Source organism: Streptomyces sp. N50, from assembly GCF_033335955.1.
Taxonomy (GTDB): domain Bacteria; phylum Actinomycetota; class Actinomycetes; order Streptomycetales; family Streptomycetaceae; genus Streptomyces.
This window is the reverse complement of sequence record NZ_CP137549.1, coordinates 3,045,103-3,071,289: the sequence shown is the minus strand read 5'-3', so window position 1 is coordinate 3,071,289 and position 26,187 is coordinate 3,045,103. Positions and strand designations below refer to the sequence as shown.

22 protein-coding genes are annotated in these 26,187 nt (G+C 70.6%); 15 read left to right on the top strand and 7 right to left on the bottom strand.

The annotated features are described in order from the left end of the window. Positions 1 to 79: 79 nt before the first annotated feature. A complete protein-coding gene (locus tag R2B38_RS13415) occupies positions 80 to 715 on the bottom strand; it encodes a TetR/AcrR family transcriptional regulator (protein WP_318016438.1) in 636 nt (211 codons plus the stop codon). Between the two features lie 169 nt (positions 716 to 884). Between R2B38_RS13415 and R2B38_RS13410 the strand changes: the two genes are divergently transcribed. Together R2B38_RS13410 and R2B38_RS13405 are read left to right on the top strand one after the other, a co-directional pair. Continuing rightward, complete coding sequence (locus R2B38_RS13410) at positions 885 to 3,146, top strand: MMPL family transporter (RefSeq protein WP_318016437.1); 2,262 nt, start codon at positions 885 to 887, stop codon at positions 3,144 to 3,146. Then, positions 3,115 to 4,158, top strand: coding sequence for a zinc-dependent alcohol dehydrogenase family protein (locus R2B38_RS13405; protein ID WP_318016436.1), 1,044 nt, complete (start codon positions 3,115 to 3,117; stop codon positions 4,156 to 4,158). Before R2B38_RS13410 ends, R2B38_RS13405 begins: the two co-directional genes overlap by 32 nt. On the opposite strand, the gene R2B38_RS13400 is transcribed toward R2B38_RS13405, so the two are convergent. From R2B38_RS13400 to R2B38_RS13390, 3 genes are all read right to left on the bottom strand, one after another. Continuing rightward, positions 4,139 to 4,675 (bottom strand): GNAT family protein, encoded by a 537-nt coding sequence (locus R2B38_RS13400; protein WP_318016435.1) that lies wholly within the window; start codon positions 4,673 to 4,675, stop codon positions 4,139 to 4,141. The two genes, R2B38_RS13405 and R2B38_RS13400, sit on opposite strands and share 20 nt — an antisense overlap. 115 nt (positions 4,676 to 4,790) lie before the next feature. Next, entirely contained in the window at positions 4,791 to 4,991 is a 201-nt protein-coding gene (locus R2B38_RS13395) for a helix-turn-helix transcriptional regulator (RefSeq protein ID WP_200691293.1), read from the bottom strand. A 650-nt stretch (positions 4,992 to 5,641) separates the two neighbouring features. Next, positions 5,642 to 6,601, bottom strand: coding sequence for a helix-turn-helix domain-containing protein (locus R2B38_RS13390; RefSeq protein ID WP_318016434.1), 960 nt, complete (start codon positions 6,599 to 6,601; stop codon positions 5,642 to 5,644). 279 nt (positions 6,602 to 6,880) lie between these two features. On the opposite strand from R2B38_RS13390, the gene iolC reads away from it, so the two are divergent. The 6 genes from iolC (at position 6,881) to R2B38_RS13360 (ending at position 14,740) form a co-directional block, all read left to right on the top strand. After that, positions 6,881 to 7,831: a 5-dehydro-2-deoxygluconokinase gene (iolC, locus tag R2B38_RS13385; protein WP_318016433.1), complete on the top strand. Its 951-nt coding sequence runs from the start codon at positions 6,881 to 6,883 to the stop codon at positions 7,829 to 7,831. Between the two features lie 164 nt (positions 7,832 to 7,995). After that, positions 7,996 to 8,865 carry a deoxyribose-phosphate aldolase gene (locus tag R2B38_RS13380; RefSeq protein WP_318021669.1) on the top strand — a complete coding sequence of 290 codons (870 nt, stop codon included), beginning with the start codon at positions 7,996 to 7,998 and terminating at the stop codon, positions 8,863 to 8,865. A 10-nt stretch (positions 8,866 to 8,875) separates the two neighbouring features. Continuing rightward, positions 8,876 to 9,730 carry a 5-deoxy-glucuronate isomerase gene (gene iolB / locus R2B38_RS13375; protein WP_318016432.1) on the top strand — a complete coding sequence of 285 codons (855 nt, stop codon included), beginning with the start codon at positions 8,876 to 8,878 and terminating at the stop codon, positions 9,728 to 9,730. Next, positions 9,727 to 11,610 (top strand): 3D-(3,5/4)-trihydroxycyclohexane-1,2-dione acylhydrolase (decyclizing), encoded by a 1,884-nt coding sequence (gene iolD, locus R2B38_RS13370; protein WP_318016431.1) that lies wholly within the window; start codon positions 9,727 to 9,729, stop codon positions 11,608 to 11,610. The genes iolB and iolD overlap by 4 nt, the downstream gene beginning before the upstream one ends. A 14-nt stretch (positions 11,611 to 11,624) precedes the next feature. Further along, entirely contained in the window at positions 11,625 to 13,127 is a 1,503-nt protein-coding gene (mmsA, locus tag R2B38_RS13365) for a CoA-acylating methylmalonate-semialdehyde dehydrogenase (RefSeq protein WP_318016430.1), read from the top strand. Between the two features lie 197 nt (positions 13,128 to 13,324). Next, positions 13,325 to 14,740: an APC family permease gene (locus R2B38_RS13360; protein ID WP_318016429.1), complete on the top strand. Its 1,416-nt coding sequence runs from the start codon at positions 13,325 to 13,327 to the stop codon at positions 14,738 to 14,740. 35 nt (positions 14,741 to 14,775) lie between these two features. Here R2B38_RS13360 and R2B38_RS13355 read toward each other — a convergent pair whose 3' ends face one another. Next, positions 14,776 to 15,204, bottom strand: coding sequence for a GNAT family N-acetyltransferase (locus R2B38_RS13355; protein WP_318016428.1), 429 nt, complete (start codon positions 15,202 to 15,204; stop codon positions 14,776 to 14,778). 115 nt (positions 15,205 to 15,319) lie between these two features. On the opposite strand from R2B38_RS13355, the gene R2B38_RS13350 reads away from it, so the two are divergent. The 4 genes from R2B38_RS13350 (at position 15,320) to R2B38_RS13335 (ending at position 22,717) form a co-directional block, all read left to right on the top strand. Continuing rightward, a complete protein-coding gene (locus tag R2B38_RS13350) occupies positions 15,320 to 18,103 on the top strand; it encodes a CocE/NonD family hydrolase (RefSeq protein ID WP_318016427.1) in 2,784 nt (927 codons plus the stop codon). Then, the gene (locus R2B38_RS13345; protein ID WP_318016426.1) at positions 18,100 to 18,963 is read left to right on the top strand and encodes an ABC transporter permease; all 864 of its coding nucleotides are present in this window, start codon (positions 18,100 to 18,102) and stop codon (positions 18,961 to 18,963) included. Before R2B38_RS13350 ends, R2B38_RS13345 begins: the two co-directional genes overlap by 4 nt. Positions 18,964 to 19,111: 148 nt before the next feature. Beyond that, positions 19,112 to 20,689, top strand: a complete 1,578-nt coding sequence (locus R2B38_RS13340; RefSeq protein ID WP_318016425.1) for a vWA domain-containing protein — start codon at positions 19,112 to 19,114, stop codon at positions 20,687 to 20,689. Positions 20,690 to 20,785: 96 nt separating this feature from the next. Continuing rightward, positions 20,786 to 22,717 carry an AMP-dependent synthetase/ligase gene (locus R2B38_RS13335; RefSeq protein ID WP_318016424.1) on the top strand — a complete coding sequence of 644 codons (1,932 nt, stop codon included), beginning with the start codon at positions 20,786 to 20,788 and terminating at the stop codon, positions 22,715 to 22,717. Positions 22,718 to 22,773: 56 nt separating this feature from the next. Here the strand turns inward: R2B38_RS13335 and R2B38_RS13330 are convergent, their stop codons facing one another. After that, positions 22,774 to 23,184, bottom strand: a complete 411-nt coding sequence (locus tag R2B38_RS13330) for a rodlin (protein WP_318016423.1) — start codon at positions 23,182 to 23,184, stop codon at positions 22,774 to 22,776. 314 nt (positions 23,185 to 23,498) lie between these two features. Then, entirely contained in the window at positions 23,499 to 23,912 is a 414-nt protein-coding gene (locus R2B38_RS13325) for a rodlin (protein ID WP_019056498.1), read from the bottom strand. A 191-nt stretch (positions 23,913 to 24,103) separates the two neighbouring features. Between R2B38_RS13325 and R2B38_RS13320 the strand changes: the two genes are divergently transcribed. The 3 genes from R2B38_RS13320 (at position 24,104) to R2B38_RS13310 (ending at position 26,116) form a co-directional block, all read left to right on the top strand. Continuing rightward, positions 24,104 to 24,520, top strand: a complete 417-nt coding sequence (locus R2B38_RS13320; protein ID WP_019056497.1) for a rodlin — start codon at positions 24,104 to 24,106, stop codon at positions 24,518 to 24,520. Positions 24,521 to 24,778: 258 nt separating this feature from the next. Beyond that, a complete protein-coding gene (gene chpD / locus R2B38_RS13315; RefSeq protein WP_033284615.1) occupies positions 24,779 to 25,006 on the top strand; it encodes a chaplin ChpD in 228 nt (75 codons plus the stop codon). A gap of 96 nt (positions 25,007 to 25,102) precedes the next feature. Beyond that, complete coding sequence (locus R2B38_RS13310; protein ID WP_318016422.1) at positions 25,103 to 26,116, top strand: chaplin; 1,014 nt, start codon at positions 25,103 to 25,105, stop codon at positions 26,114 to 26,116. The last annotated feature ends 71 nt before the right edge of the window (positions 26,117 to 26,187 follow it).

The following is a 26,187-nucleotide window of genomic DNA, read 5'->3' as shown; positions in this document are numbered from 1 at the left end:
AAGCGGCATACCGCAGTCCGGGACGGCCGTTCAGGCCGTTCCTCGCTGTCCTCGCTGTCCTCGCTGTCCTCGCCGTCCGTCAGGCCGAGCTCCGCGCCTCCGCGACCATCGGCGCCAGATAGCGGATCAGGACGTTCTTCAGCTCCCGGACGTAGGCCTCGCGCTCGGCGCCCTCGTGGGAGAGGACCAGTTCGAGGCCGGCCTTGTAGAGGCCCAGGCACATGCGGGCGGTGCGGGTGACGTCGGCGGCGGGGGCGGCGGGCAGGAACGCCGCGATCACCGCCTCTATTTCGGTGAGCAGGTTCGCGTGCAGCGCGTCGTGGTCCTCGGCGAGCCGGCCGGGGATGTCCGGGCCGTGCATCAGGGCGAAGAACACCGGGTGCCGGCAGTTGAAGGCGGTGAAACGGTCGACCACCCCGCCGACCGCCTCCTCCAGCGGGGTCGACGGGTCGATCGGCGCGAGCGCCTCGCCGTACATGTCCCGCATCTCGTGCAGCAGCCGGTCGCCCAGCTCGATCGCGATCGCTTCCTTATTCGGGAAGAACTGGTAGAGCGTGCCCGGTGAGACGCCGGCCTCGCGGGCGATGGCGTTGGTGCTGGATGCGGTGTAGCCCGTCGTGCAGAAGACGGACGCGGCGGCCTCCAGCAGCTGGGCGATGCGGCGCTCGCCGCGGGCCTGGCGGCGGGGGCCGGCCTTCTCCTGGTCCACGGACACGAGTTATCCCCAGCTCTCCGAACGGCGTTGACAAACGCGAGTGGTCGCTCGCATTCTGGTGCTCCGGCGAAACGCGAGCGGTATCTCGTGTTTCCCATTCTATTGCAGTGCCGACCCATGCCACCGCTCTGCGCGGAGGCCGGGTCAAGGTGAAGGGGAGCACCGCACGATGACCGAAGTCAACAGCCCACCGCGGCTCGGGGGATGGACGCGTTTCGTGACCGCCCGCCCCCGGTTGTCGCTGCTCGTGGCCCTGGTGCTCACCGCGCTCGCCGTGGTCGCGGGCAGCGGGGTCGCCGACCGGCTGGGCAGCGGCGGCTGGGAGGACCCGACCGCCCAGTCGACGTACGCGACCAAGGCGCTGGAGCGCGAGTTCCCGGCCTCGCAGCCCAACCTCCTGCTGCTCGTCGACTCCGGCAGCGCCTCGGTGGACGACCCGGCGGTCGCCGCCGAGGCCGACCGCCTCACCGCCCGGCTGGAGAGCGAGCAGGGCGTCATAGGTGTCGGTTCGTACTGGCGGACCAAGTCACCCGCCCTGCGCGCGAAGGACGGCCACGAGGCGCTGATCGCCGCCCACCTGACGGGCGACGAGAAGGCGACGAACGACACCCTGGACCGCATCGCGCCCACCCTCCGGGGCACGCACGGCCCGGTGCGCGTCAAGGTCGGCGGCATCGTCGCGGTCCGCCACGAGATGCAGACGATCATCAAGGAGGACCTGGCCCGCGCCGAGATGATCGCCCTGCCGGTGACCCTGCTCCTGCTGGTGATGGTCTTCGGATCCGCGATCGCGGCCCTGCTGCCCCTGGGCATCGGCATCGTCGCGATCCTCGGGACGAACGCGGTGCTGCGCGGCCTCACGGAGTTCACCGACGTCTCGGTCTTCGCGATGAACCTCACCACGGCCCTGGGCCTCGGACTGGCCATCGACTACGCCCTCTTCATCGTCCGCCGCTTCCGCGAGGAACTGGCCACCGGCGCCGATCCGTTGACGGCGATCGCCACCACCCTGCGCACGGCCGGCCGCACGGTGCTCTTCTCCGCCCTCACGGTCGCGGTCTCCCTGGCCGCGATGCTGGTCTTCCCGATGTATTTCCTGCGCTCCTTCGCCTACGCGGGCATCGCCGTGGTCCTGCTGGCCGCGGCGGCCGCCCTGATCCTCCTCCCGGCGGCCCTCCTGCTGCTCGGCCACCGGGTCAACTCCCTCGATCTACGGCGCCTGTTCCGCCGAGGCCGCCCGGCGAAGGTCTCCGGCGAGGAGGGCACGGGCTGGGCCCGCCTGGCGAACCTCGTGATGCACAGGGCCCCCTTCTTCGCCCTCGCCACCGCGGCGGTGCTCGTCCTCCTCGGACTGCCCTTCCTGGGCGTCAGGTTCGGCACAGCGGACGACCGCCAACTCCCTGCGGGAGCCGAGTCCCACGTCGTGCAACAGCACATCCGGGACGGCTTCCCGGGCAACCCCGGCGGCGGCCTCGAAGTGCTCGCCGAGGGCCGGGCGACACCGGCGCAGTACACCGCTTACAAGTCCCGGATCGCCCAACTCCCAGAGGTGGCACGGGTGGACGGCCCCCTGGTGAAGGGCGACTCGGCGTACTTCACGGTGCTGCCCAAGGGCGAGGCGGTCGACGCCGCGGCCCAGCGCCTGGTCGGCGACCTGCGCGCCACGGACGCCCCCTTCACCACCAAGGTGACCGGCACGGCGGCCGTCCTGGTCGACTCCAAGCACGCGATAGCCACCCGCCTGCCCTGGGCGGCCGCCCTCATCGCCGTCGTCACCCTGCTCCTGGTCTTCCTCCTGACCGGCAGCGTCCTGATCCCGATCCAGGCGGTCCTGCTCAACGCGCTCAGCCTCACGGCGATGTTCGGCGCGGTGGTCTGGGTCTTCCAGGACGGCCACCTCTCCGGCCTCCTCGGCTTCACCAGCACCGGCTCCATAGAGACCACCCTCCCGGTCCTGATGTTCTGCGTGGCCTTCGGACTCTCCATGGACTACGGCGTGTTCCTGCTCTCCCGCATCAAGGAGGAGTACGACCGCACGGGCGACCACAACGAGGCGGTCCGCCACGGCCTCCAGCGCACGGGCGGCCTGATAACCGCCGCCGCGGTCATCCTCGCGGTGGTGATGGTCGCGATCGGCACCTCCCGGGTCACCAACACCAAGATGCTCGGCCTGGGCATCGCGCTGGCGGTCCTGATGGACGCGATGATCGTCCGCAGCCTGCTGGTCCCGGCGGTGATGAAGCTGACGGGGCGGGCGACTTGGTGGGCGCCGGCCCCGCTGCGAAGGTTCCACGACCGATTCGGTGTCAACGAGGGAGGAGAGAACCCACTTAGGGGCGCGGGGAACTGCGCGCCCAGCCACGACGTACCCGTAGACAAGAACGGCGATGGGAGCCCAAGTGAAAGCGGTGGTGTTCGAGCAATACGGTGAACTCGCCAACGTACGAGACGTACCCGACCCCCACCCCGCAGACCACGGAGTAGTCGTCCGGGTAGAAGCCACCGGCCTCTGCCGCAGCGACTGGCACGGCTGGCAGGGCCACGACCCGGACATCACGTTGCCCCACGTCCCGGGCCATGAACTCGCCGGCGTGGTCGAGGAGGTAGGCCCCCGGGTCACCAACTGGCACCCCGGAGACCGAGTCACCGTCCCCTTCGTGTGCGCCTGCGGAACCTGCCCCGCCTGCGCCGCGGGCGACCAGCAGATCTGCGAGCGCCAGACCCAGCCCGGCTTCACCCACTGGGGTTCCTTCGCCCAGTACGTCGCCCTGGACCACGCCGACGTGAACCTGGTCGCGATGCCGGACGAGATGACCTTCGCGACGGCGGCCTCGCTGGGCTGCCGGTTCGCGACGGCGTTCCGCGCGGTGGTGCAGCGGGGCCGGGTCGCGCCGGGGGAGTGGGTCGCGGTGCACGGCTGCGGGGGAGTGGGCCTGTCGGCGGTGATGATCGCGGCGGCCGCCGGAGCCAGGGTCGTCGCGGTGGACATCTCACCCCAAGCGCTCGCGCTGGCAAGGAAGTTCGGGGCGGCGGAGTGCGTGGACGGCACGCACACCCCGGACACGGCGCGGGCGGTACGTGAACTGACAGGCGGCGGCGCCCACTTGTCGCTGGACGCCCTGGGCTCCCCGGCGACCTGCGCGGCCTCGGTGAACGGCCTGCGCCGCCGGGGCCGCCACCTCCAGGTCGGCCTCCTCCCCTCCCCGTCGGGCACGACCCCCGTCCCCATGGCCCGCGCGATCGCCCTGGAACTCGAACTCCTCGGCAGCCACGGCATGGCGGCCCACACCTACCCGCCCATGCTGGAGCTGGTCCGGTCGGGAGCACTGCGCCCCGACCTCCTCGCCACCGCCACCATCACCCTGGACGAGACACCGGCGGCACTGGCCGCGATGGGCACGGCGCCGGGAGCGGGGGTGACGGTCATCGAGCCGTGGAGGTGACTCCCTCGGGGTGGCCCCGATGCGCGCTCCACTCACGGTCGAGCAGCCCCATGACGACCTTGTCCACCCACTCCCCGTCCCTCGACCGGGCCTCGCGCCGCACGCCTTCGACCACGAACCCGACCTTCTCGTACACCCGCCGGGCCCGGTGATTGTGGCCGTAGACCTCCAACTGGACGCGATGCAGACCCAGTTGCTCGAAGCCGTACCCGAGGATCAGGCGGGTCGCCTCGGTGCCGATGCCCCGGTCGCGGCCACGGGGGCCGATCAGGGTGCGGAAGGTGCAGCTGCGGGTGGCGGGGTCGGTGACGGCGAGGTCGAGGCGGTCGGGCAGGGTGGCCCGGGCACCGTAGAGGGAACGCAGCCGCTCCAAGGTGAGCTCGGTGGACGGCTCGAAGGTGAAGTGGACGACCTCCGGGTCCTGGATCAACTGCCACATCGGATCGGCGTCCGACGCGGTGAAGGGGCGGAGGACGGTCTTCTCACCGGTGAGGACGGGTTTGGCGGAGAGGTTCATCGAGGGATCGGCCGCGGCCGGTCATACCGGCAACCGAATTGAGCGCCTGCGGACGTGACCGGAGGGTCGGACGCGGTACCGGGCGCGCGGTACCGCGTCGGCGTACCCGCTCGGGTCAGTCGTCCCTACGCCCCCGGTTCCCCGGCCGGGAGGCCACCCACGCCCGGACCGTGTCGGCGTACCAGAACGGCTTGCCGCTCTCCACGTGGTCGGGCGGAGGCAGCAGGCCGTGCTTGCGGTAGGAGCGGACGGTGTCGGGCTGGACCCGGATGTGGGCCGCGATTTCCTTGTACGACCAGAGCCGTCGGTCGGTCATGAGTGCACCTCCCTGCGCGCGCCGCGGCGGCGGCCGGGGGCGGCCGTCGGGGGAGCCGTGCGCTGCGCTGGCGATCACAAGCCTGTGCCGGGTGAACGACACACAGTGAGGGACGGGAAGCGCCTGTCGACCGGGTGTGACGCAAAACCCGCGTACACGCGATATGTGTGACACGAGGGGGGCTTTTGTGACAGAGGTGACGCAAAGGCGCACGCGGGCGCGGGGGCGCGGCGCGTTGACGTGTGGGGTGGGGGTGTGGTGGGGGCGTGGTGGGACGGGTGTGCGCGGTGGGGAGGCGAGCCGGGCACGCTGGGGCGAGGTGGCGGGTGGGCCTGGTCTCCCGTACCGGCCCCGGCGGAGGTGGGCCTGATCTCCCGCATCGGCCCCGGCCGAGCCGGCCCGGATCCCCCGCGTCGGCCCCGAGCGAGGTAGGCCGGATTCCCCGTCCCAGCCCCGGCAAGGCGCCCTGGATCCCCGGCTCACCCACACACTCATGGCGCCCCGGATCCCCCCTCCCACCCACACACCCAAGGCGGGCCGGACCCGCTGCGACAGGTCCGGCCCGCTGCCCCCGTATCCCCCGTCGGGCCGGTGACCCGCTGAGGACCCTCGTGTCCCCAGGGATCAACCGGCCAGGCGCTCAGCCTGCATCAACGCGCCCGGCCGGTCTTGGAAAAATCCGCACCACGGCCTGGCGCGAGCAGCAGACTCGTCGCCTCGCCCGTCATCCGGTCCCCGGCCGGCATCCCCGTCCGCGCCACCGCCGGACTCACCCGCGCCACCGCGAACTGCCCCGGCGTACACCCCGTCATCGCCCTGAACTCGCCGCTCAGGTGCGCCTGGTCGTAGAAGCCGCAGACCGCCGCCGTCTCCGCCTGGCTGTGGCCGGATGCGAGGAGTCGCCGGGCCCGTTGCAGCCTCAGCACCCGTGCCGCCGCCTTGGGGCCGAGGCCGATCTGTTCCCGGAAGCGGTTCTCCAACTGCCGTACGCTCCAGCCCACTTCCTCCGCCAGCCGGGTCACCGGCACCGCGCCCCGGGTCCGCACCAGCTCCGACCAGGCGCGCACCACCCGCTCAGAACTCGGCGTGCCGGCAGCCGACCAGCGGGTCAACACGTCGTCCAGCAGCCCGAATCGGGCCTCCCAGGTCGGCAACGCGGCGAGCGCGGCGGCCAGTTCACCGAGCCCGGCCCAGCGGGAGCCCAGTACGTGCGGGAGTTCGTCGGGGTCCACCACCCGGTCGGCCAATTCGTGCTGAGCCGTGCCGAACAGCGTGAACGCCGCCCATGGCATCAGCAGTACCTCAACTCCCGCGAGCCGCCCACTGTGTTCACCGAGCGCCGCAGTGGTCGTAGGCCCACAGAACACGGACCCCAGCGTCGCCGTGGGCCGCCCCGCCCGCGAGATCCGCACCGACCCCTCGAACCCGAGCAGCAACGTGGCCGCCCCGATCGGCGCCTCCAGCCGAGCCCGCGGTCGCCCCAGGTCCAGCCGCATCCCCCGATAACTGATCACCCCGGGCCGCAGACGGGCATGGGGCACGGCGAGCGCGGTCTCCCAGGACCCGTCGGCCCCGTGCCCACGCCGGATGTGCACGGCAGCAACAGACATCCACTGATAGTCCTACGGGACTGCGGCGCCCCGTAAGGGGCGCGGGGAACTGCGCGCTCGGCCACAGTCGGACCCGCACCCGACGAACAACCGGACACGCCGGACACGGCCGTCACTGTGCAAGCCCTTACCCTCAACCTGTTCATGTCTCGTCCGAATGTCTGGACAAAACATTGACAGGGCTCGGCCACCGGGACTACAAACCGTGGAGAGCCGAAACGAAGCCGCTCCGCATCCGGTCCTCAGGGGGACCGCTCGCGCGGGCGCGAAGGGAAGTCGATGGCGTACGACCTGATCACCATGGGGCGGCTAGGGGTGGACCTCTACCCGCTGCAGACGGGCGTGCCGCTGCCCCAGGTGACGACCTTCGGGAAGTTCCTCGGCGGCTCGGCGGCGAACGTCGCGGTCGCCGCCGCCCGGCTGGGCCGCGAGGTCGCCCTGGTCTCGCGCACCGGCGACGACCCCTTCGGCACCTACCTGCACGAGGCGCTGCGGGACTTCGGCGTGGACGACCGCTGGGTCACGCCCGTCGCGGAGTACCCGACCCCGGTCACATTCTGCGAGATCTTCCCGCCGGACGACTTCCCGCTGTACTTCTACCGGCAGCCCAAGGCCCCGGACCTGGAGATCGACGCCCACGACCTGGATCTGGACGCGATCCACGAGGCCCGTATCTTCTGGATCACCGGCACCGGCCTGAGCGAGGAGCCCAGCCGTACGGCCACGCTCGCGGCCCTCGCCCACCGCGCCAAGTCCGGTACGACGGTCTTCGACCTCGACTGGCGCCCCATGTTCTGGAAGGACCCGAGCGCGGCCCGCCCCTTCTACGAGGAGGCCCTGCGCCACACCACCGTCGCCGTCGGCAACCTCGACGAGGTGGAGGTCGCCACCGGCGTACGCGAACCGCACGCCGCCGCCCGCGCGCTCCTGGACGCCGGTGTCGAACTCGCCGTGGTCAAGCAGGGCCCCAAGGGTGTCCTCGCCGTGCACCGCGACGGTACGACCGCCGAGGTGCCCCCGCTCCCCGTGACCGTCCTCAACGGACTCGGCGCCGGTGACGCCTTCGGCGGCTCGCTCTGCCACGGCCTGCTGTCCGGCTGGGACCTGGAGAAGATCATGCGGCACGCCAACGCGGCCGGCGCGATCGTCGCCTCCCGCCTGGAGTGCTCCTCCGCGATGCCCACGGTCGCCGAGGTCGAGGGCGCGATCGCCGCCGGAGCGGTGCTGTGAGGGCGGGTCGTGTGACGGGCGCCGAGCACGGGGGCGAGTACGAGGGCCAGTACGAAGGCGGGGACGGTGTGACGCACGCGCACGGCGACCAGGACGGCGGGGACGACGTCTCCGGCCACGAAGGCAACACCGGCACCGGCACAGGCACCGGCCCCCGCGTCGACATCTCCGAGCTCGTCCGCGTCCGCGCCCGCCACCCCGAGGCGATCGCCGAGGCCGCCGCCCGGCGCGTCCGCAGGCCCCTCCTCAACGACGCAGGCCGGCTGATGATCGTCGCCGCCGACCACCCGGCCCGCGGCGCGCTCGGCGTCGGCGAGCACAAGTTCGCCATGGCCAACCGCGCCGAACTGCTCGAACGCCTCTGCCTCGCCCTGTCCCGGCCCGGTGTCGACGGCGTCCTCGCCACCGCCGACATCCTCGACGACCTGCTCCTCCTCGGCGCCCTCGACGGCAAGGTCGTCATGGGCTCGATGAACCGCGGCGGGCTGCAAGGCGCGAGCTTCGAACTCGACGACCGCTTCACCGGCCACCGCGCCCAGGACATCGAGCGCCTCAACTTCGACGCCGGCAAGCTGCTCCTGCGCATCGACTACGACGACCCCGGCTCCCTCACCACCCTGGAGTCCACCGCCCGCGCCATCGACGACATGGCCGCGCGTCGACTCCCGCTGTTCGTCGAGCCGTTCATCAGCCGCCGCACCGACGAGGGCAAACTGAAGAACGACCTCTCCGCCGAGGCCGTCATCAAGTCCATCGCCATCTCCTCGGGCCTGGGCGGCACTTCGGCCTACACCTGGCTCAAGCTCCCCGTCACCGAGAACCCGGACGACATGGCCCAGGTCATGGAGACCTCCACCCTCCCCGCCGTCCTCCTCGGCGGCGAGGTCGGCGACGACCAGGACGGCGCCTACGAGAAGTGGCGCGGCGCCCTCCAACTCCCCACCGTGCGCGGCCTGGTGGTCGGCCGCTCGCTGCTCTACCCGCCGGACGGCGATGTCGCCGCCGCCGTGGACACCGCCGTAGGACTGCTGTGAGGGCCGCGTTATGACGACCGCCGAGCCGGATGTCCCCGAGGTGTACGTCCCCGAGCTGTACGTCCCCAAGGGCTCGGCCGCCAACCCGCAGTACGCCGTGGACATCGACCCCAAGCGGGCCGGCTGGACCCACAGCAGTCTGCGGGTCGTCGAGCTGGAGCCGGGCGGGACACACCACTTCACCACCGGTGACAGCGAGTGGATCGTGCTTCCGCTCAGCGGTGGATGTACCGTGCGAATTGCGGACGAAGAGTTCCAACTCCTGGGCAGGGAAAGCGTGTTCGCCGGAGTCACCGACTTCGCGTACGTGCCCCGAGACGCCCAGGTCAAAATCGCCTCCGGCGCGGGAGGCCGCTTCGCCCTGGCAGGAGCGAAGTGCGAGCGACGACTCCCCGCTCGCTACGGCCCCGCGCCGGAGGTTCCCGTGGAACGACGCGGCGACGGCACCTGCCTGCGCCGCGTCCGCAACTTCGCCTCGGCCGACGCCTTCGACTGCGACAAGCTGATCGCCGTCGAGGTCATCACCCCCGGCGGCAACTGGTCCTCGTACCCGCCCCACAAGCACGACGAACAACGGCCGGGCGAGGAAGCCGAGTTGGAGGAGATCTACTACTTCGAGATCGACGGCCCGAACGGTTTCGGCTATCAGCGCGTATTCCCCTCCCGTGAGGGCGGATCCGACGTCCTCGCGGAGGTCCGCTCCGGCGACGCCGTGCTCGTGCCCGATGGCTGGCACGGCCCGTCGATCGCCCAGCCGGGTCACGACATGTACTACCTGAACGTCATGGCGGGGCCGGGTGGAACGAGGGAGTGGCGGATCTGCTTCCACCCGGACCACGTTGAAAGCACAGGTGGTTACCGATGACCTCGACGACGAGGCTGACGGTCGCACAGGCACTCGTACGGTTCCTGTCCGTCCAGTACACCGAACGCGACGGCGTACGGCGGCGGTTGATCGACGCGACCTGGGGCATCTTCGGCCACGGCAACGTGGCCGGCCTCGGCCAGGCCCTCATCGAGTACTCCGACGAGATGCCGTTCCACCAGGGCCGCAACGAACAGTCCATGGTCCACGCGGCAGTTGGATATGCCCGTCAGTCAAATCGCCTGTCCGCACACGCGGTTACGACGTCCATCGGCCCCGGCGCCACGAACCTCGTCACCGGCGCGGCACTAGCCACCATCAACCACCTCCCGGTCCTGCTCCTCCCCGGCGACACCTTCGCCACCCGCGTCGCCGACCCGGTGCTCCAGCAGCTCGAAGTCCCGTACGCGGGCGATGTGTCGGTCAACGACTGCCTGCGCCCGGTGTCGAAGTACTTCGACCGCCTCACCCGCCCCGAGGCCCTGATCCCGGCGGCGCTCCAAGCCATGCGCGTACTCGCCGACCCCGTCGAGACCGGAGCCGTGACTCTCGCTCTCCCGCAGGACGTTCAGGCCGAGGCGTACGACTGGCCGGACGAGTTCTTCGCCGAACGCACCTGGCACGTAAGGCGACCGGCCGCCGACCCGGCCGAACTCGCCGAAGCGGTAAGGGCAGTTCGCGAGGCCAAGAGGCCGCTCATCATCGCGGGCGGCGGAGTCCACCACAGCCGCGCGGAGGCAGCCCTCGCGGAGTTCGCGTCGGCCACCGGCATCCCGGTCGCCTCCACGCAGGCGGGCAAGGGCTCCCTGAACCACGACCACCCCCAGGACGTCGGCGGCATCGGCCACACCGGCACCGCGACCGCCGACGAACTCGCCCGCCTGGCCGACCTGGTGATCGGTATCGGCACCCGCTACACCGACTTCACCACCGGCTCCCACACCCTCTTCGAACGCCCCGGCGTCCGCTTCCTTAACCTCAACATCGGTGCCTACGACGGCCACAAGCTCGCCGGACAGCCGCTGATCGCGGACGCCCGCGACGGACTCACCGCGCTGGCAGGGGAGTTGGGCCAGGACGCATACCGGGTCACCGCGTCGTACATCGCCGAGTACCGCGAGGACAAGGAGCGTTGGGAACAGCGCGTCGACGCCTGCTACGAGGCGGAGGAACCCGACGTACGACCGACACAGCCCCAAGTCCTGGGCGCGCTGGACGAGATCGTCGACGAGTCCGACATCCTGATCAACGCGGCGGGTTCGCTCCCCGGTGATCTGCACAAGCTGTGGCGGACGCGGTCGTTCGACCAGTACCACCTGGAGTACGGCTACTCCTGCATGGGCTACGAGATCCCGGCCGCGATCGGCGTGAAGCTGGCCGCGCCGGACCGGCCGGTGTGGGCGCTGGTCGGCGACGGCACGTATCTGATGATGCCGACGGAGATCGTGACCGCCGTACAGGAAGGCATCGCGATCAAGGTCCTGCTGATACAGAACCACGGGTACGCGTCGATAGGCGGCCTGTCCGAGTCGGTGGGCGGCGAGCGGTTCGGCACCGCCTACCGTCACCAGGCCGACGACGGCACCTACACCGGCGCCCCGCTGCCCGTCGACCTCGCCGCCAACGCGGCCAGCCTCGGCATGCGCGTGTTGCGCGCGAAGACCGTCAGCGACCTGCGTGAAGCGCTTGCCGTGGCGCGGGCGGCCGACACTCCCACATGTGTCTACGTGGAGACCGAAACCGCAGACACTGTGTCGGGCGCGCCTCCCGCGCAGGCCTGGTGGGATGTACCTGTGGCCGCGACCGCGACCCGATCGTCCGCGGTCAAGGCACGTGAGCTGTACGAACGGCACGTCTCCACTCGACGCCGCCATCTGTGAAGGAGTTCTCGGTCATGACGAAGATCGTCAACCACTGGATCGGCGGCAAGACCGTCGAAGGCGCGTCGGGCACGTACGGGCCGGTCACCGACCCGGCGACCGGCGCGGTCACCACGAAGGTCGCCTTCGCGACGGTCGAGGAGGTCGACGCGGCCGTAGCTGCGGCGAAGGACGCGTACGCGACCTGGGGCACCTCGTCCCTCGCCAAGCGCACCACGATCCTCTTCAAGTTCCGCGCGCTGCTGGACGCCAACCGCGACGCGATCGCCGAGCTCATCACCGCCGAGCACGGCAAGGTGCACAGCGACGCGCTGGGCGAGGTCGCGCGCGGCCTGGAGATCGTCGACCTGGCGTGCGGGATCACCGTGCAGCTGAAGGGCGAGCTGTCGACGGAGGTCGCCAGCCGCGTCGACGTCTCCTCGATCCGCCAGCCGCTGGGCGTGGTCGCGGGCATCACGCCGTTCAACTTCCCGGCCATGGTGCCGATGTGGATGTTCCCGATCGCCATCGCGACCGGCAACACCTTCGTCCTCAAGCCCTCCGAGAAGGACCCGTCGGCGTCCCTGAAGATCGCCGAACTGCTCGCGGAGGCAGGCCTCCCCGACGGCGTCTTCAACGTCGTCAACGGCGACAAGGTGGCCGTGGACCGCCTCCTGGAGCACCCGGACGTCAAGGCCGTGTCCTTCGTCGGCTCGACGCCGATCGCCCGCTACATCCACACCACGGCCGCCGCGAACCACAAGCGCGTCCAGGCCCTGGGCGGCGCCAAGAACCACATGCTGGTCCTCCCGGACGCCGACCTCGACGCGGCGGCGGACGCGGCGGTCTCAGCGGCCTACGGCTCCGCGGGCGAGCGCTGCATGGCCATCTCGGCCGTCGTGGCGGTCGGTTCGATCGGCGACGAGCTGGTCGAGAAGATCCGCGAGCGCGCCGAGAAGATCAAGATCGGCCCCGGCAACGACCCGACGAGCGAGATGGGCCCGCTGATCACCGCGGTCCACCGCGACAAGGTGGCGTCCTACGTCACGGGCGCGGCGGCCGAAGGCGCGGAGGTCGTCCTCGACGGCACCGGCTACACGGTCGAGGGCTTCGAGGACGGCCACTGGATCGGCATCTCCCTGCTCGACAAGGTGCCGACGACGGCGAAGGCCTACCAGGACGAGATCTTCGGCCCGGTCCTCTGCGTCCTGCGCGTCGACACGTATGACGAGGGCGTGGCGCTGATCAACAGCTCCCCGTTCGGCAACGGCACCGCGATCTTCACCCGCGACGGCGGCGCCGCCCGCCGCTTCCAGCTGGAGATCGAGGCCGGCATGGTCGGCGTCAACGTCCCGATCCCGGTCCCGGTGGGCTACCACTCGTTCGGTGGCTGGAAGGACTCCCTCTTCGGGGACCACCACATCTACGGCAACGACGGCACGCACTTCTACACCCGCGGCAAGGTCGTCACGACCCGCTGGCCGGACCCGGCGGACGGCCCGTCCGGCGTGGACCTCGGCTTCCCGCGCAACCACTGAGAAACCCTGAACGGGGCCGTCCGCATCGCGGACGGCCCCATTTTTTCGCCTACGACGGCTGCGGTTCCCGTACCGAGCCGAACCGGGACCCGCACTGCGTCGAAGTGCTGAACAAGACACTCCACTCGCTCTGGATCAACGGATTCCGTAGGTGAACACCCATTGACGTGACGGTTTCGTCAATGTTCCATCAGCGCGTGACCGACACCCTCCCCACCGCCGAAGCCGCCGGAGCTGCCACAGCCGAGGCGCCGGACACCTCCGGGCGCCCGCAGCAGCTGAAGCGTTCCATCGGCATCGTCGGCGGCACGCTCCTCACGCTCTCCTGCGTGACACCGGCCTCCACGCTCTTCGTGGTCGTCCCCGACCTGTTCGGCTCGCTCGGCACCGCGACCGCCCTCACGATCGCGATCGGCTCGGTCCTCTGCATCGCCGTGGCGTTCTGCTACTCGGAGCTGGGCACCCTCATCCCCAGCGCGGGCGGCGAGTACGCGATGGTGTCGACGTTGGCGGGCAGGCTCGCGGGCTGGCTGGTCTTCGTCCTGTCCCTCCTGGTCGTGATGATCGTCCCGCCGGTGATAGCGATGGGTACGGCGGATTACCTGGCCCCGATCGCCCACCTGAACCCGTCCATGACCGGCGCGGGCGTGATGCTCCTGGCCACGCTGGCAGGCCTGTTGGACCTGCGCGCCAACGCGTGGATCACGGGCATCTTCCTGGTCCTGGAGGTCATAGCGGCGGGGGTCGTGGCGCTGCTGGGCTTCACGCACAGCCAGCGAGGCATCGGCAGCCTCACCTCGATGCAGGTAGCGGGTACGCACGGCCACACGGACACGGTGACGGCGATGCTGGTGGTGTCCGGCCTCGCGATAGCCCTCTTCGTCACGCAGGGCTTCTCGACGGCGGTCTACCTCTCCGAGGAGTTGGAGAACCCGCGCCGCAACGTGGCCCGCACGGTCCTGGCCACCCTCGCGATTTCGACGGTGATCATCCTGGTCCCGGTGGTGGCGATCACGATGGGAGCGTCGGACCTCTCGACGCTGACGAGCGGCGACATCGGGTCGATGGTGACGGCGTGGTCCAACTCCGCGGTGGGCACCTTCGTCAGCCTCTGCGTAGCCCTCGCGATCATCAACGCGGGCATCGTCATGGTCATCCAGAACTCCCGGGTCCTCTTCGCCTCCGCCCGGGACAAGGCCTGGCCCCAGCCGGTCAACACGGTCTTCTCCAAGCTCGGCCGCTTCGGCTCCCCCTGGGTGGCCACGCTCGCCGTGGGCATCCCGGGCGCGATCCTCTGCTTCGTCAACCTGGACACCCTGTACGGCGTGACAGGCGTCTCGGTGACCGGCATGTACCTGCTGGTCGCGGTGGCCGCCCTGCTCTCCCGCCGCGGCAACCACCGCCACACGCACGCGTGGCGCATGCCGCTGTGGCCGTCGATCCCGCTCCTCCTGATCGCGGTCCTGGCCTACATCCTCACCCAGCAGGAGACGAGCTATCTCCTGTGGACGGGCGGGATCGTCGCCGTGGCCACCCTCTACTGGGCGTTCTACCTGCGCCCGCGCCGCGAGACCCGCTGGCTGGTGTCGATCCCGGAGGACCAGCAGGCGTAGGCGAGTTCACCCATCGCCGTCACCCGTCGACTTCACTACGTGAAGTCCCACGTCACCACCGTGCACGACCCGTCGTCCTTGCCACCCGCGCTGCGGTAGGTGGCGAGGGCGATGTCGTTCCCGGTGTCGATGAGCACCCACATCCCGTAGCAGCCCCGCTCCCGCGCGAGCGCGGCGAGCCGCCGCACCAGGGCCCGCCCGATCCCCCCGCGCCGGTACGGCTCCGCGACCGCGAGTTCGTACAGAAGCATCTCGGTGCCCTTGTCGGGGTGGACGGTCTCGACGCCGCTGACGAAGCCGACCACCGATTCCCCGTCGTACGCGAGGAAGAGATGGTGTCCGTCGGCGGTCAGGAAACGCTCGGCCCACCCGGTGCGGACGGGACCGTCGAAGAGGTGCTCCGCCGCGGTGACTTCGGCCACGGTGGTCGCACGGCGGATCGCGGGGCTGTCGATGCTGGCCATGGGACTTCGTACCACGGACGCGGTATGCGGGAAGGGGCCCGTACTCCCCGGGGAGGGGCGGAGGTTCGGCCCGGGGGCTGCCTCGGTTGTCAGTCGCGGGCCGTACCGTTGAGGCATGGATCTTCGACTGCCCGCCCTGCGAGGGCTGCTGCGAGGGCCCCGGCGCCTGCTGGCCGCCGGGGCCGCCGTGGTCGTGCTCGCGGGCGCCGGTACCTGGACGGCGGTTGCCTCCGACGACCCGCCTCCGGTGCACCGCTCCGACCGCGTCATGGCCGTGGACGGAGTGCGCCTCGACACCTCGTACTTCACGTCCGGCGGCACCGGCCGCCGCCCCGCCGTCCTCCTCGCGCACGGCTTCGGCGGCAGCAAGGACGACGTACGGAAAGAGGCCGAGGACCTGGCCGGGGACGGGTACGCGGTGCTGACCTGGTCGGCCCGCGGCTTCGGCAGGTCCACCGGCAAGATCGGCCTGAACGACCCGTCCGGCGAGGTCAAGGACGTATCGAAGCTGATCGACTGGCTGGCGAAGCAACCGGACGTCGAACTCGACAAACCGGGCGACCCGCGCGTGGGCATGGCAGGCGGTTCCTACGGAGGCGCGATCTCCCTCCTCGCCGCGGGCTATGACGACCGGGTCGACGCGATCGCCCCGGCGATCACGTACTGGAACCTCGCGGACGCCCTGTTCCCGAACGGCGTCTTCAAGAAGCTCTGGGCCGGCATCTTCATCAACTCCGGTGGCGGCTGCGCCAAGTTCGAGCCCGCGCTGTGCCAGATGTACAACAGGGTCGCCGAGTCCGGAACACCGGACGCCCAGGCCCGCGCCCTCCTCGAAGCCCGCTCCCCGTCCGCCGTAGCCACCCATATCAACGTCCCGACTCTCCTCCTCCAGGGCCAGACGGACTCTCTGTTCCCGCTCGGCCAGGCCGACGCCGCCGAGAAGGCGATCCGCGCGAACGGCGCCCCCGTGGACGTCGACTGGATCGCGGGCGGCCATGACGGCGGCGACATGGAGACGAGCCGCGTCCAGGCGCGCGTGACGTCCTGGTTCGACCGGTACCTGAAGGACGACAAGAACACCGACACCGGCCCCGCGTTCCGCGTCACCCGCACCGGAGGCGTCGACTCCACGGACGGCGCCGCCCTGTTGCGCGGCGCGAGCGGCAGCGCGTACCCCGGCCTGGAGAGCGACCCGCGCACGATCGCCCTGACCGGCCGCCGCGAGCAGTCCTTCACCAACCCGGCCGGCGCCAGCCCACCCGCCATCTCGGCCCTGCCGGGCCTGGGCAGCACAGGCGGCCTCTCGCAACTGTCCTCCCTGGGCATCGGAGTCTCCCTCGACTTCCCCGGCCAGTACGCCGCGTTCGACTCGGCCCCCCTCACCACCGGCCTCCGCATCACCGGTTCGCCCACGGTCACCGTCCACGTCAAGTCGACCAGCGACGACACCGTCCTCTTCGGCAAGGTCTACGACGTAGGCCCCGGCGGCACCCAACAGGTGCTGCCCTCCCAGCTGGTGACCCCCCTCAGGGTCGACGGCACCAAGTCCGGCAAGGACGTCACGATCACCCTCCCGGCCATCGACTACGACGTCCAGAGCGGCCACCACCTGCGCCTGGTCCTCGCCTCGACGGACCTGGGCTACGCCTCCCCGGCGGCCCCGGCGACGTACACGGTCACCCTGAAGAGCGACCTCAAGGTGCCGACGGCCCCCGGTGTCACGACCGCGGCGGCGACCCTCCCGTCCTGGGTGTGGTGGCTCCCGCTCGCGGGCGCGGCGATCGCCCTGGCCCTGCTCCTGACCGGACGCAGGCGCACGACGTCGACACCCCCCGCCCCCGAACTGTCCGAAGTCCCGCTCCAGATCACCGACTTGAGCAAGCGGTACGCGAAGTCGGCGGACCGGTACGCGGTACGGGACCTGTCCTTCCGCGTCGAAAAGGGCCAGGTGCTCGGCCTCCTGGGTCCGAACGGCGCGGGCAAGACGACCACCCTGCGCATGCTGATGGGCCTGATCAAGCCGGACGCCGGCGAGATCAGGGTCTTCGGCCACGCGATCCGCCCGGGCGCCCCCGTCCTCTCCCGGGTCGGCGCCTTCGTCGAGGGCGCGGGCTTCCTCCCGCACCTCTCCGGCCGCGAGAACCTGGAGCTGTACTGGCAGGCGACCGGACGGCCGTCGGAGGACGCCCACTTGGAGGAGGCCCTGGAGATCGCGGGCCTCGGCGACGCGCTCGCCCGCGCGGTCCGCACCTACTCCCAGGGCATGCGCCAGCGCCTCGCCATCGCCCAGGCCATGCTCGGCCTCCCCGACCTCCTCATCCTCGACGAACCGACCAACGGCCTCGACCCGCCCCAGATCCGCGAGATGCGCGAGGTGATGATCCGCTACGCGGAGGCGGGCCGCACGGTCATCGTCTCCAGCCACCTCCTCGCCGAGGTCGAACAGACCTGCACCCACCTGGTGGTCATGGACCGCGGCCGCCTCGTCCAGGCGGGCCCGGTCGCCGAGATCATCGGCGCCGGAGACACCCTCCTGGTCGGCCTGGCGACCGACATTCCTGACTCCCTGGTGGAGAAGGTGACAGCCCTGCCCGGGGTCGAGTCGGCAACACGAACAGACGGCGCCCTCCTGGTACGCCTGGCGGCAACGCCCCAAACGGGCGCGGGGCTGCATCCATCAGCGGCTCCGCCGCAGAGCGCGACCAGCCCCAACGGCGCAGCAGAAGAAAACCTACAAGCCCCCGCATACCCGGGCACTCTCGCGATCGACGGCACCGAAACACTCACCGCCGCCCGCCTCCTCGTAGAACTCGTCCGCCTGGAGATCCCGGTCTCCTCCCTCGGCCCCCACCGCCGACTCGAAGATGCCTTCCTCACTCTGATCGGAGGTTCCGCATGAGCACGCTCGCCGAGCCCGTCGAGGTGGCCTCCGGCTACCGGGCCGGCCGCACCCTGCCCCTACGGGTGGAGCTGGTCCGGCAGTTGAAGCGGCGCCGCACGCTGGTCATGGGCGGCATCCTCGCCGCGCTGCCCTTCATCCTGGTCGCCGCCTTCGCGATCGGCGGTACCCCGGGCGACCGCGGCTCCCAGCTGACGCTGATGGACACGGCCACCTCGTCCGGCGCCAACTTCGCCGCGGTGAACCTGTTCGTGTCGGCGGGCTTCCTCCTGGTCGTCCCGGTCGCCCTGTTCTGCGGGGACACGGTCGCCTCGGAGGCCAGCTGGTCCTCCCTGCGCTATCTGCTCGCGGCACCCGTGCCGAGGGCCCGCCTCCTCTGGTCCAAGCTGGTCGTCGGCCTGAGCCTCAGCCTCGCCGCGATGATCCTGCTCCCGGTCGTCGCCCTGGCCGTCGGCACCGCCGCCTACGGCTGGGGCCCCTTGGAGCTGCCCACCGGAGGCGCGATCGGCGCGGGCACGGCGGCCCAACGCCTGCTGGTGGTCGTGGCGTTCATCTTCGTGTCCCAACTGGTCACCGCCGGGCTCGCGTTCTGGCTCTCGACCAAGACCGACGCCCCCCTCGGCGCGGTGGGCGGCGCGGTCGGCCTGACCATCGTCGGCAACGTCCTGGACGCCGTCACGGCCCTCGGCCACTGGCGCGACTTCCTGCCCGCGCACTGGCAGTTCGCGTGGGCGGACGCCGTGCAACCCCATCCCGAGTGGTCCGGCATGATCCAGGGCACGGCGGTCTCCGTTACGTACGCCATCGTGCTGTTCGCCCTGGCCTTCCGGGGTTTCGCCCGCAAGGACATCGTGTCCTAGGTCACCGGAGGATCTCCCACCGGTCTCGACGGGCCATGATCGCGACCCCTTCGAGACGCTTCCGCAACTCCCCGTAGCGCACATTCCCGCCCCCTCCGCCGTCACAGTCGCAAGAAGCCGACGTCAACGGACCGAGGGGGCACGGGAGATGAAGACCCACCAGACCCACCGAACACGACCGAGGCAGGAGCACGCGCACCACCGCCCCCGGCGACTGCGCACCACCCTGCTCGCCCTCACCGCCGCGAGCGGCCTGCTCCTCACCGGCTGCGGCGCGGGCGAAGGCAGCCACTCCAACACCTCGAACGCGACGAACCGCACCGGCTTCCCGGCCCCGGCCCCCGCCATCACCTCCGGCGGTGACAACGGCAGCGAACAGGACGGCGAACAGACCGGCACCCCCGCCGACAAGATCGCCCCGTCCCCCGACTACCTCTCGACCTTCGCCCTCGACGTCGACACCGCCTCCTACGGCTACGCCCGCCGCGTCCTCGCCGACGGCCGGCGCCCCGACCCCTCGACGATCCGCCCCGAGGAGTTCGTCAACAGCTTCCGCCAGGACTACGACCGCCCCGACGGCAACGGCTTCACGGTCACCGTCGACGGCGCCCGCACCGACAGCTCCAACTGGTCCCTCGTCCGCGTGGGCCTCGCCACCCGCACCGCCGACGACAGCGCCGAACGCCCGCCCGCAGCCCTCACGTTCGTCATCGACGTCTCGGGTTCCATGAGCGAGACGGGCCGCCTGGACCTCGCCAAGAAGTCCCTCGACGAGATGACGGACCGACTGCGCGACGACGACTCCGTCGCGCTGGTCACCTTCAGCGACGAGGCCGAGACCGTCCTCCCGATGACCCGCCTCGACGGCCACCGCGGCCAAGTCCACGAAGCCGTCGACGAGTTGGAGACCCAGTCCTCCACCAACCTCGGCGCGGGCGTCGAGACCGGCTACGCCACCGCCACCGAGGGCCTGCGCGAGGGCGCCACCAACCGCGTCGTCCTCATCTCCGACGGTCTCGCCAACACCGGTGACACCAACGCCGATTCGATCCTCGACCGCATCGCCGACGAACGCCGCGACCACGGCATCACCCTCTTCGGCGTCGGCGTCGGCAGCGACTACGGCGACGCCCTGATGGAGAAACTCGCCGACAAGGGAGACGGCCACACCGCGTACGTCTCGGACGACGCCGACGCCCGCAAGGTCTTCGTCGACCAACTCCCGCAGAACATCGACCTCACCGCCCGCGACGCCAAGGCCCAGGTCGCCTTCGACCCCGAGACGGTCGCCCAGTTCCGCCTCATCGGCTACGAGGACCGCAAGGTCGCCGACGACGACTTCCGCAACGACAACGTCGACGGCGGCGAGATCGGCCCCGGCCACACCGTCACCGCCCTCTACGCCGTCCGCACCAGGCCCGGCGCCGACGGCCACCTCGCCACCGCGAGCGTCCGCTGGCTCGACCCGAACACCCGCGCCCCGCACGAGAATGCGGGCCAACTGGAGACCGACGCCCTGCACGACTCCCTGAGCAGCGCGTCCGCCCGCTTCCAAGTAACCGCCGTGGCCGCCTACTTCGCCGACACCCTCCGCTCCAAAGAGCTGCCCGGCAACCCCGGCCTCACCGAACTCGCCGCCCGCGCCCACACGTTGGCGAAGGAAACGGAGGACAAGGACGTACGCGGGCTCGCCGAAGCGATCGACGAGGCACGCCGAACGGACTGAACCCACCGGAACCGCACAGACCCCATTGACCTTCCCCTACTTGCGAGTAAGTTGACGCCCCAGCCACCGTCTCACCGTCGACCGGGAGCAGTCGTCATGGGCGTACGCAAGGACTTGAAGCGGGCGCGGCAACGCACCGACCTGGCGGCCCGCACCCGGGTCCACCTCACCAGGGACGAGCGGGGCGTCGTACGGGAGGCGGGCGCCCTGCCCCTCGCCCCGCGCCCGACGGCCGGCAGCACCGCAGACCTCCCGTTCACCAACGCGGCGGAGGCCCCCGACACCGTGGTCCTCCGCCGCGAACAGCACGGCACCTGGCACCCCGTCACCGCGACCGCCTTCGCAAGCGAAGTCACCGCCACGGCAAAGGGGTTGATAGCCGCAGGCCTCGAACCGGGCGGCCGGGTCGCGGTCATGTCCCGCACCCGCTACGAGTGGACGGTCCTCGACTTCGCGATCTGGGCGGCCGGCGGTCAGACGGTACCGATCTACGCCACCTCGTCGGCGGACCAAGTGGAGTGGATCGTCAGGGACTCGGGCACCCGTTTCGTCGTCACGGAGACCGCCGAGAACACCGGCACGGTCACCACCGCCACGGCCCGCCACCCCCAACCCCCGCGCGTCTGGCAGCTGGACGCGGGAGCCATGGCCGAACTCGCCTCCCTGGGCAAGGAGTTGCCCGACGACGAGATCACCAAGCGCCGCGCCTCCCTCACCCCGGACACGATCGCGACGATCTGCTACACCTCCGGCACCACCGGCCGCCCCAAGGGCTGCGTCCTCACCCACGCCAACCTGCACGCCGAGGCCGCCAACCTGGTCGAGCTGCTGCACCCCCTCTTCACGGAGGTCACCGGCCAGGTCGCCTCGACGCTCCTGTTCCTCCCCCTCGCGCACATCATGGGCCGCACCCTCCAGATCGCCTGCCTGATGGCCCGCATCGAGATCGGCCACTGCCCGAGCATCAAGCCCGACGAACTCCGCCCGGCGCTACGGGAGTTCGGGCCCACGTTCCTCGTCGGCGTGCCGTACCTCTTCGAGAAGATCCACGACGCCGGCCGCGCGACCGCCGAGAAGATGGGCCGCGCCGCCTCCTTCGACCGCGCCGACCGCATCGCCGTCCGCTTCGGCGAGGCCTACCTCAACAAGTTCCTTGGCACCGGCAAGGGCCCCGGCCCCGGCCTCTACGCCGCGTGGGCCCTCTACGACCTGCTGGTCTACCGCCGTATCCGCAAGGAACTCGGCGGCCGCCTGCGCTACGCGATCAGCGGCGGCTCCCCGCTCGACCGCGACCTCAACCTCTTCTTCTCCGCCGCCGGAATCATCGTCTACGAGGGCTACGGCCTCACTGAGACGACCGCCGCCGCCACCGTCGTCCCGCCCCTGCGGCCCCGCCCCGGCACGGTCGGCCTCCCGGTCCCCGGCACCACGATCCGCATCGCCGACGACGGCGAGGTGCTCATCAAGGGCGGGGTGGTCTTCGGCGCCTACTGGAACAACCCGGCGGCCACCGACGCCGTACTGAAGGACGACTGGTTCGCGACCGGGGATCTGGGCGCGCTCGACGAGGACGGCTATCTCACCATCACCGGCCGCAAGAAGGACATCCTCGTCACCAACGGCGGCAAGAACGTCTCCCCGGCCGTCCTGGAGGACCGCCTGCGCAGCCGCGCCCCGGTCGGCCAGTGCCTGGTCGTCGGCGACAACCGCCCCTTCGTGGCAGCGCTCATCACCCTCGACCCCGAGGCCCTCGCCCACTGGCTCGTGGTCCGCAAGCTCCCGGCCGACACCCCGCTCGCCGACCTCGTCGAGGACCCCCGCCTGCGCGCCGACGTCCAGAAGGCCGTCGACCACGCCAACGAGGCCGTCTCGCGCGCCGAGTCGATCCGCGCCTTCGCCCTGGTCGAGGGCGAGTTCACCGAGGACAACGGCCTGCTCACCCCGTCCCTGAAACTCAGGCGGCACGTGGTGACGGCGGCCTACGCGGAGGACATCGAGGCCCTGTACGCGAAGTCGAAACGGCCGTAACGCGAAGAGCGGGCCGCCGATGTGCTCGGCGGCCCGCTCTTGTGGTGCTGGTGGGGTCAGCTGTTCGTGGCGCCGTTGCCCGACAGGACCGGGATGTTGTCCAGGATGTGCGACAGCGGCTCGTCGCCCTTGGCCTGGGTGGAGTTCTCGGTGCACTGCTGGTTCTGCGGGGCCGAAAGGATCGGCACGTCCTGCAGGACCGTGACCGGCACGACGCCGACGATCGAGGCGAGGTTCGCCTTGACCGGCAGGCCGACACAGGGCTTGTTCAGGGTGCCCTGGACGAGGGAGAGCTGGGGGCTCATGTCGCCCTTGGTCTCCTGGTTGCCGTACTTCTGCACGGCGCCGTTGCCCTGGGTGGTGGTGACACCGTCGTCGTTGCCGATCGCCATCGCCGGGGTGGCGACAGCGGCGGTGGCACCGGCGAGGGAGGCGGCAACAGCCGCGGTCGCCCACAGCTTCTTCATGTTCAAACCCTTTCGGAGGACGGACTCCCGTTGCGGAGCCGCGCGATGATCAACTGAGTGATGACTGGTTTGGTTGCGGCCTTTGCCCTGAATGGAGCAATAAGTCGGCTCGCGGGTAAGTAAGTTGGCTTCCTCGCGCGGGGACGCGCCGGGAGATCCGCGGCGGGTCGCTCGGCAGGGGCTGCTGTCCGCGGGGGACCAGCGGACGGGCCGCGCGCAGCTTCCCGAACTCCTCGGCCGCCTTCCGCGCGTCCCGGCGAGGCAGGCCAACGGGCCGCCGAGAGATCGGCGGCCCGCTGTGCGTGTCCGCGAGGTCAGCTGCCCGCAGCGCCGTTGCCCGACAGGACCGGGATGTTGTCCAGGATGTGCGACAGCGGCTCGTCGCCCTTCGCCTGGGTCGAGTTCTCGGTGCACTGCTGGTTCTGCGGCGCGGAGAGGATCGGCACGTCCTGCGCGACGGTGACCGGCACGAGGCCGACCAGCGAGGCCAGGTTCGCCTTGGCGGGCAGGCCGATGCAGGGCTTGTTCAGCGAGCCCTGGATGAGCGCCATCTGGGGGCTCATGTTGCCGTACGTGGCCTGGTTGCCGTAGACCTGCTCGGCGCCGTTGCCGTTCGCCGTGGTGACGCCGTTGTCGTTACCGATCGCCATCGCCGGGGCGGCGACGGCAGCCGAGGCTCCGACGACGGAAGCGGCGACAGCCGCAGCAGCCATAACCTTCTTGATCACTTGCGTGGTCCCTTCTGGAGTAACCCCGTCCACCGGAGCGACCTGAACAACTGGCACCGGGCCGCATGGTTGCTCCGATTCACTCCAATGGCCCAGATGAATCCAACCGGGTGAAGACACGCAACCAATCCGGCCGACCTCTGTTGATGGGGGAGCAGGAATTGTGTCTCTGCCAGGAAAGGACCGCAGAAATGCTCAAGAAGGCAATGGCTGCGACGGCTGTCGCGGCTTCCGTCGTCGGCGTATCGGCGACGGCCGCCCCGCAGGCGCTGGCCATCGGAAACGACAACGGCGTCACCACGGTCAACGGGAACGGTGCCGAGCAGGCCTATGGCAACGCCAAGACGGCCGGCGACATGAGCCCCCAGCTCGGGCTCGCCCAGGGCGACCTGAACAAGCTCTGTGTCGGCCTGCCGGCCAAGGTCAACGCGGCCTCGATCGTGGGCGTACTGGTGCCGGTCACCGTCCTCCAGGACGTGCCGGTCCTCTCGGCCCCGCAGAACCAGCAGTGCGCCGAGAACTCGACCCAGGCCAAGGGCGACGAGCCGCTGTCGCACATCGCGGACAACATCCCGGTGCTGTCGGGCAACGGCGCCATCGGCAGCTGACCGTTCGTCAATAAAGCGGCCAGGGCGGCCCGCCGGAAATCTCCGTGCGGGCCGCCCTGGCCGTTTCACATTGCCGTCCTCTTCCTGACTCCCCTTGAAGAGAAGCGTTTCTGCACCTGTGCGCCCATCGCGTCAATTCGGTGCGGACGATCGAGTGAATTGTCAGGTGACACGCGTTCTTGAGTTTCTTCCTGCGTCTATCCCTCGTTTTACAGGCTGCAGGTCATGGTGGGCATGACCGCAGAGAAGGGAACGTTCATGAAGAAGAGCGCTGCTGTTGTCGCTGGTGCGATCATGGCCCTCGGTATGGCCGCCCCGGCCTTCGCCGACGCGGGTGCCGAGGGTGCGGCCGTCGGTTCGCCGGGTGTCCTCTCGGGCAACGTGGTCCAGGTTCCCGTGCACATCCCCGTCAACGTGTGCGGCAACTCGATCGACGTGATCGGCCTGCTGAACCCGGCGTTCGGCAACACCTGCGTCAACGACTGACGACGTAGCACCCCAGCCGTTCCGGCTGTTTCATGGCCGGCCTTGGACAGGTTTCCAAGGCCGGCTTTTCCCACTTCAAGCAGGAAGACAACGAGATTGCGACAGACCCTGGGTAAGGGAATGGTCGCGGCGGCCGCCGCGACGAGCATTCTGTCCCTGTGCGGCAGCCCCGCCCTGGCCGATTCGTACACCGGCGGCGCTGCGAAGGATTCGCCGGGTGTCCTGTCCGGCAACAGCATCGACGTCCCGATCGACGCGCCGGTCAACGCCTGTGGCAACACCGCCGACGGGGTGTCCGGGCTCAACCCGACGTTCGGCAACGGGTGCGCCGGCGGCAAGCACGAGCACCGGCACAGCGAGCATCACCGGTGGGCCGAGCCGTCGTACGCCGACTCGTATGACGCCGACGACTCCGACGACTTCGGCTACGGCTACGGCACCGGTCATGGCTATGGCACCGGCTATGGGTACGGCCACGGTCTCGGCTCCGGTCATGGCTCTGGTCACGGCTATGGGGACGACTCGGGCTACGGCTCGGGGGACACTCGGGTCATGGCTACGGGGGCGACTCCGGGTATGGCACCGGGGGCGGTTCGGGGTACGGCTCCGGCGACCACTCGGGCCACGGCACTCCGGAGGACTGCGAGGAGACTCCGCCGCCTCCGCCCGGTGGGCATCACCACACGCCGCCTCCGTCCGGCGGGCATCACCACACGCCGCCTCCGTCCGGCGGGCATCACCACACACCGCCTCCGCCGGGTGGCCACCACCACACCCCGCCGCCCCCTACGGGTGGACACCACACCCCGCCGCCCCCCAGCGGCGGCAATCACACCCCGCCGCCTCCTACGGGCGGGCACCACACCCCTCCGCCTCCCACGGGCGGTCACCACACGCCGCCGCCTCCCAGCGGCGGGCACCACACCCCTCCGCCTCCCACGGGCGGGCATCACACGCCCCCTCCCACCGGCGGCAGCCACACCCCGCCCCCTCCCACGGGCGGGCACCACACGCCTCCGCCCTCCGGTGGGGAGCACACCCCGCCGCCCGTTCTGGCGCACACCGGCAGTGAGGCCATGCTGGCCACGTCCGGTGTCAGTGCCGCGCTGATCGCGGGTGGCACGATCCTCTACCGACGAGGCCGGATCGCGTCCCGTAGGTAAGACGCACGGGGTGCCGGA